6 protein-coding genes are annotated in these 5,241 nt (G+C 42.9%); 5 read left to right on the plus strand and 1 reads right to left on the minus strand.

Annotation, left to right across the window (positions count from 1 at the left end; all coding sequences use genetic code 11):
- Positions 1-497: 497 nt before the first annotated feature.
- Positions 498-815 (plus strand): HPF/RaiA family ribosome-associated protein, encoded by a 318-nt coding sequence (locus QNK26_RS03050; RefSeq protein ID WP_319220790.1) that lies wholly within the window; start codon positions 498-500, stop codon positions 813-815.
- A gap of 79 nt (positions 816-894) precedes the next feature.
- Here the strand turns inward: QNK26_RS03050 and QNK26_RS03055 are convergent, their stop codons facing one another.
- Positions 895-1,800 (minus strand): LysR family transcriptional regulator, encoded by a 906-nt coding sequence (locus tag QNK26_RS03055; protein ID WP_319220791.1) that lies wholly within the window; start codon positions 1,798-1,800, stop codon positions 895-897.
- Positions 1,801-1,938: 138 nt separating this feature from the next.
- Here QNK26_RS03055 and QNK26_RS03060 point away from each other — a divergent pair, with 138 nt between their 5' ends.
- The 4 genes from QNK26_RS03060 to QNK26_RS03075 all read left to right on the plus strand — a co-directional run bounded on the left by QNK26_RS03060 (position 1,939) and on the right by QNK26_RS03075 (position 5,189).
- Positions 1,939-2,937: an NADP-dependent oxidoreductase gene (locus QNK26_RS03060; RefSeq protein ID WP_319220792.1), complete on the plus strand. Its 999-nt coding sequence runs from the start codon at positions 1,939-1,941 to the stop codon at positions 2,935-2,937.
- Between the two features lie 162 nt (positions 2,938-3,099).
- Positions 3,100-4,209 carry a site-2 protease family protein gene (locus QNK26_RS03065; protein ID WP_319220793.1) on the plus strand — a complete coding sequence of 370 codons (1,110 nt, stop codon included), beginning with the start codon at positions 3,100-3,102 and terminating at the stop codon, positions 4,207-4,209.
- 182 nt (positions 4,210-4,391) lie between these two features.
- Positions 4,392-4,661 carry a DUF3081 family protein gene (locus QNK26_RS03070; RefSeq protein ID WP_319220794.1) on the plus strand — a complete coding sequence of 90 codons (270 nt, stop codon included), beginning with the start codon at positions 4,392-4,394 and terminating at the stop codon, positions 4,659-4,661.
- On the plus strand, positions 4,662-5,189 hold the full coding sequence (locus QNK26_RS03075; RefSeq protein ID WP_319220795.1) for a CIA30 family protein: 528 nt from the start codon (positions 4,662-4,664) through the stop codon (positions 5,187-5,189).
- Positions 5,190-5,241: the final 52 nt, after the last annotated feature.

The raw sequence follows: 5,241 nt of genomic DNA on the forward strand, positions 1-5,241 counted from the left end.
TTATTAAGCATGCGATCGCGTATAAAGATTTCATAAAATGGCAAATATAAACATTAAGTCCAGATTTAATTTTTTGTTGTGGGCCAGTTGTATCAAAATTTTATAGAGAAAATATTTCCGAAGTACCTAGAAAAGCAGTGATTTTCAGTGATAATAAAAAAATTATTATAAATTCGAACCACCCAAGTGCACGTGGGTATAAAGTTGATGATTACATAAAGCAATATCAAGATTATAAATATAAGCCATTCCTGTCTATCAATAGTTTGGGCGATAACTCTAATTAATTTCTGCATACTTAGTATATGAACCATTTCCATATACTAAGTATGCATCAGTTTTGTATTGCTATGTTTGCGTTAACTGGTGTTCTTAACTATATCTATGATATTAAAATCAATCAGACGTAGACACAAATGCGCAGAAATTTAAATTTATTGAATCAAAACTAACGCTGTTATGCCTACCATAAACTCAAATTACAGGAAATCATTGTCATGAAAATCCAGATCAATACAGATAAGAATATATCCGGACAAGATGAACTGACCCAAAGTGTCGAAGATGTTTTGAGATCCGACTTAAGCCGCTTTAGTGAGCAGATCACCCGCATTGAAGTACATTTAAGTGACGAGAACAGCTCGGCCAAGTCTGGCACGGTGGACAAGCGCTGTTTGCTGGAGGTTAGACTGGCGGGGGAACGCCCAATTGCAATTAACGAGCATGCGGAGACGATTGGGGAAGCGGTTACCGACGCGAGCCAACAAATGGTTCATTTGCTAGAAACTGAGTTGGCTAAGCATAGCAAATGGTAACAGTTAGTCCTTTGCAGGCCTAGCAAGCGCACAAAGAGCGTCGCAAAATAGCATCGCCTTGTGCCGCTCGTATCCAACCCTAATAAACTCCTTTTACTCTCTCAACTAAAAAGTCCACTGCGGCTTTTATTTTCGGTACTTGGTAACGCTGCTTTTGATACAACAAAAACACTCCCAAGTTGGCCTGCTGCGTGATCTTAATACTTGGCGTAATAGTCAGCTCTGTGAGTTGACCCGATTCAATATACGGTTTTAATGCCCAGCGTGGCATCAGTAAAATACCTAATCCGGCAACGGCTTTTTCTACTAGCCACTTACCATTGTTACTGATTAACACCCGCTCGGCGGAAACATCCTGCCACTGATTATCGATTTCACAGATCCAAGGGGTAGGGCCATTCGGGGCTTTAAAATACAGGCCTTTGTGTTGCTTTAACTCCATGGCATTAACGGGCACACCATAGGTTTCTAAATAGCTGGGCGCGGCAACGGCAATGAAGTTATTATCCATCAACTTTATAGCCAGTACGCGTTCATCGGGTGCATAGCCGCCACGAATAGCCAGATCTACTTCATCACGACCTAGCGTCGATAAGTCATCACTCAGGCTTATGTTTAAGGTGATCTGTGGGTAGAGCTCTCTAAATTCGTCTAACAGCGGCAATAATATACGTTCACCAAAACCCACCATCGAGCTGATATTCAATACACCCATCGGTGTCGCCTGATAATTTCTGACTGTCTCATCACTGTATGCTAATAACGACAGCACCTCGCTGACCTGTTGGTAATAGATTTGACCTATTTCAGTTAAGCTCACCGCTCTGGTGGTGCGTTTCAATAGCGTGGCACCGAGGCTTTTCTCCAGATCAGCGATCCTGCGCGACAGCGATGAAGGCGGAACTGAAAACAATTCAGCGGCTTGACTAAAACTGCCATGCTCAACCACCTTTACAAAATACTTTAGTGCTCTTAATTGGTCCATATTTCACTCTCATCGCCATTATTGTCTTTAAGACAATAAACATTCGCTAATTAGTACCTATATCTTACATTAAAATAGAGCAATAATGACCCATAGTTAATCACCTTTCAGACAATATCATTCACAGGAAGCAAGCACATGACAACATATACAGCGATCAATCTTATTAAACGTCCAACTGGCGGTCCAATCAATGCAGAGCTATTTGAAGTAGTGCAAAAACAACTGCCAACTGTGGGTGAGGGCGAGTTTTTAGTCAAGCAAAGCCATATGTCACTTGATCCGGCTATGTTTGGCTGGATGAGCCCTGATACTAACAGCTACATTCCACCTGTTGCCTTAGGCGATGTGATGCGTAGTTCTGGCATCGGCGAAATTGTCGAAAGTAACCACCCTGAATTTAAAGTCGGCGATCGTATGATGGGCATGATGGGCTGGCAAGAATATTTCCTAAGCAGCGGTCAAGGCTTGAATAAAGTCACCGCGCCACTGCCAGATGAAGCAATCTTGTCCATTTTTGCCTTACCTGGATTAACCGCGACTCAAGGTCTATTTAATGTGGGTAAACCTAAAAAAGGCGAAACTATTATTGTCACGGGTGCCGCAGGCTCGGTGGGCTCTATTGTTGGCCAGCTAGCCAAAGCCGATGGCTTGAAAGTAATTGGTGTGGTTGGCAGTGACGAAAAAGCCGATTGGATTGTTAACGAATTAGGTTTTGACGCCGCGATTAACTACAAGAGTGACGATTTAGACGCGCAACTGGCAGAACATGCCGCTGATGGTATCGATTTGTATTTTGAAAATACCGGCGGTGCGATCCAGAATTTAATTGTTGAGCGTATGAATCCACATGGCCGCGTGATGGTATGTGGTTTAATCGCTGATTACGCCAAGCAAGTACCAACACCTGGTCCAAGCTGGTTGAATGTGATTAAACGTCGCCTTACTATTCAAGGCTTCACTATGCCAGATCATTTCCATCAAGTTCCAGCATTGCTAGAAAAGCTAACGCCTTATGTAATGGCCGGTAAAATTAAACACAGATCGCATGTATTAGAAGGCTTAGAGTCCTCTATTGGTGGTTTAAACTTATTCTTTACCGGTGAAAACAAAGGTAAGTTGATTGTAAAGCTGTAACTGGCGGTTAGAAATGCCGATAAGGCTTGGTGTTATTACGCTAAGCCGAATTGGATCTAAGTGAGTTTTTGTTATACTCTGCCATCGACAAACACGCTGTCACGGCAGTAACTTAAATTCTATTTACTCGGCATCACAGCCGCATAAATACAAAGGCTTAACTTGGAATTATTAAACATTGACTGCCTTGGCAAATCGCTACGGCTGGAAGGCTCTTTAGCGGGCTGGCAACAAGTATTTTGGGGCGACAAACTCGTCTCAGTGATCAACGCTTCTAGTGATAATGAGGGCAGTAAAACCCATAAGTTTGAACTCATACAGCATAACGATGATGCTCTCGAATCGCAGGCTCCTGCTAACATTATCGTCAAGCTCACCACCGATCTGCTCTGGCAACCCTTTAAAATCGATTATGCGCTGTATGTTAACGAACAGCTCATTAACCAAGGCCAGCGCGACACCAAAGATATTGAACGACAAACCCCGCAACATCCGGTTGCCGTAAAGACCAAATTTAGCTTAATTGGCTTAGGCTCGCTGGCGTTAAAGCTATTGAAAAGTGCCAAGGTTATTAAGGTCGTGTTGGCGGGCGCCAGTCTAGCGGCTTATTCATGGTTATTTTCATGGCAGTTCGCGCTCGCCTTAATTGCTTGTCTGGTGTTTCATGAATACGGCCATGTTAAAGCCATGAAATACTTTGGTATGAAGACTAAAGGCATTTACCTGATCCCGTTTATGGGCGGTTTGGCATTAGGCGATGATAAGATTAATACCCGTTGGCAAGATGTGGTGATCTCGATTATGGGACCCACTTTTGGCTTGCTTATGTCGCTGTTGTCACTTGTCGCCTACTGGGCTACTGGGGAGATATTCTTTGCCGGACTAGCCACTTTTAACGCCTTGCTAAATCTCTTTAACCTGTTACCGATTCTACCGCTCGATGGTGGTCATATCCTGAAAAGCATTAGTTTTTCGATGAACAGTATCGTCGGGCTGGTGGCTTGTATCGCAGGTGCCGTTGCGGGGATATTTATCAGCTATAGCTTAGGCCTAGCACTGCTTGGTTTCATGCTGTTAATCGGTAGCGTCGAGATCATATTTGAATGGCGTAGCCGTCATCAGAGCCATCTATTACCGCTGGATAAATACGGCCAGTTGTTTTCGGCTATCTGGTATATGGCGACTGTAGGCGCGCTGATTGGCGTGATTTGGTACTTTGCCGGTATGGGCGATGAATTACTTGCTCTGCCACTGCAGATATTACAAAGCTAACGATTAGCTGGCGGCATTAACATCAAACTCTTAAGGATCATCCATGTATGATCCTTTTGCCTTTCTAGCTCGTATCTAAACACTGTAATAGACAGTATTGGTTGTTGATTTATCCAATCATTAATCTAATAAACTGTTTAAATAAACCATACTTGTACTTATTTTCCAGTAATGGAGTAGTTATGGATATAAACCGACTGCAAAAGCAAAACCTGTTACAGATATTTGATTTAATCATCACTAACGGCAGTAAAGCGGATGGTATTTATCAGTTTTCTGGTATCCGCGCTTCTTACGATTTTGACGGCTATACCTGCTGGTTAGGTTATCAGGATTTAACCATCACCTTGTTGTTTCACGGTGCCTACCATTTTGATTATAAAGACGAAGATACCCTCAAGGCATTTTTTAAAAAAGTAGCAGGCTTGTTAGCAGACAAAGACAATTTATAATTGGATACATTAGATAACGCGGAGTCCCAAGTTGTTATGATATATTTTACCGAGCAGCAAGAGCGATTCAATTGGCGAATAAGCAATGATGGGGTGATGGGGGGGAAATCCCAGGGGCAGCTTTTATTTAAGCAAGACCATGTGCTATTTACGGGCAATATCTCACTTGCAAACAATGGTGGTTTTAGTTCAGCGTTTCGTACTGTAGAGCCACTTAGCCCAGATATAGGTGCAATTACGGTTGATATCGCAGGAGATGGCCACCATTATCAGTTTAGAGTCGCGACCAATATTAATGGTCAGCGACTTTATTATTTTCATGAAGTTAGCACTGAGGCTGGTCAGCGACACCGATTAAGGTTTGAGCTTGCTGATTTTCAAGCGACGTTTCGGGGCCGAAAAATACCCAATGCGCCAGCGATTAAGCCGGAGCATATTAGTGAAGTTGGATTTCTATTAACCGCAAAACAAGCGAGACCGTTTTCCCTGTCCATGTTTGCTGTTGATTTTATAAAGATGCCAGCATAATATCTGTTAGGCGTCATACAGCAAGGAGAGCCCATGCACCCGAATCGGAATG

The organism is Moritella sp. (assembly GCF_033791185.1).
GTDB lineage: Bacteria > Pseudomonadota > Gammaproteobacteria > Enterobacterales > Moritellaceae > Moritella.

What these genes read in the sequence shown, in the direction of transcription:
- QNK26_RS03055 (WP_319220791.1), bottom strand. Translation starts at nt 1,800, where the DNA reads ATGGACCAATTAAGAGCACTAAAGTATTTTGTAAAGGTGGTTGAGCAT.
- QNK26_RS03060 (WP_319220792.1), top strand. Translation starts at nt 1,939, where the DNA reads ATGACAACATATACAGCGATCAATCTTATTAAACGTCCAACTGGCGGT.
- QNK26_RS03070 (WP_319220794.1), top strand. Translation starts at nt 4,392, where the DNA reads ATGGATATAAACCGACTGCAAAAGCAAAACCTGTTACAGATATTTGAT.
- QNK26_RS03050 (WP_319220790.1), top strand. Translation starts at nt 498, where the DNA reads ATGAAAATCCAGATCAATACAGATAAGAATATATCCGGACAAGATGAA.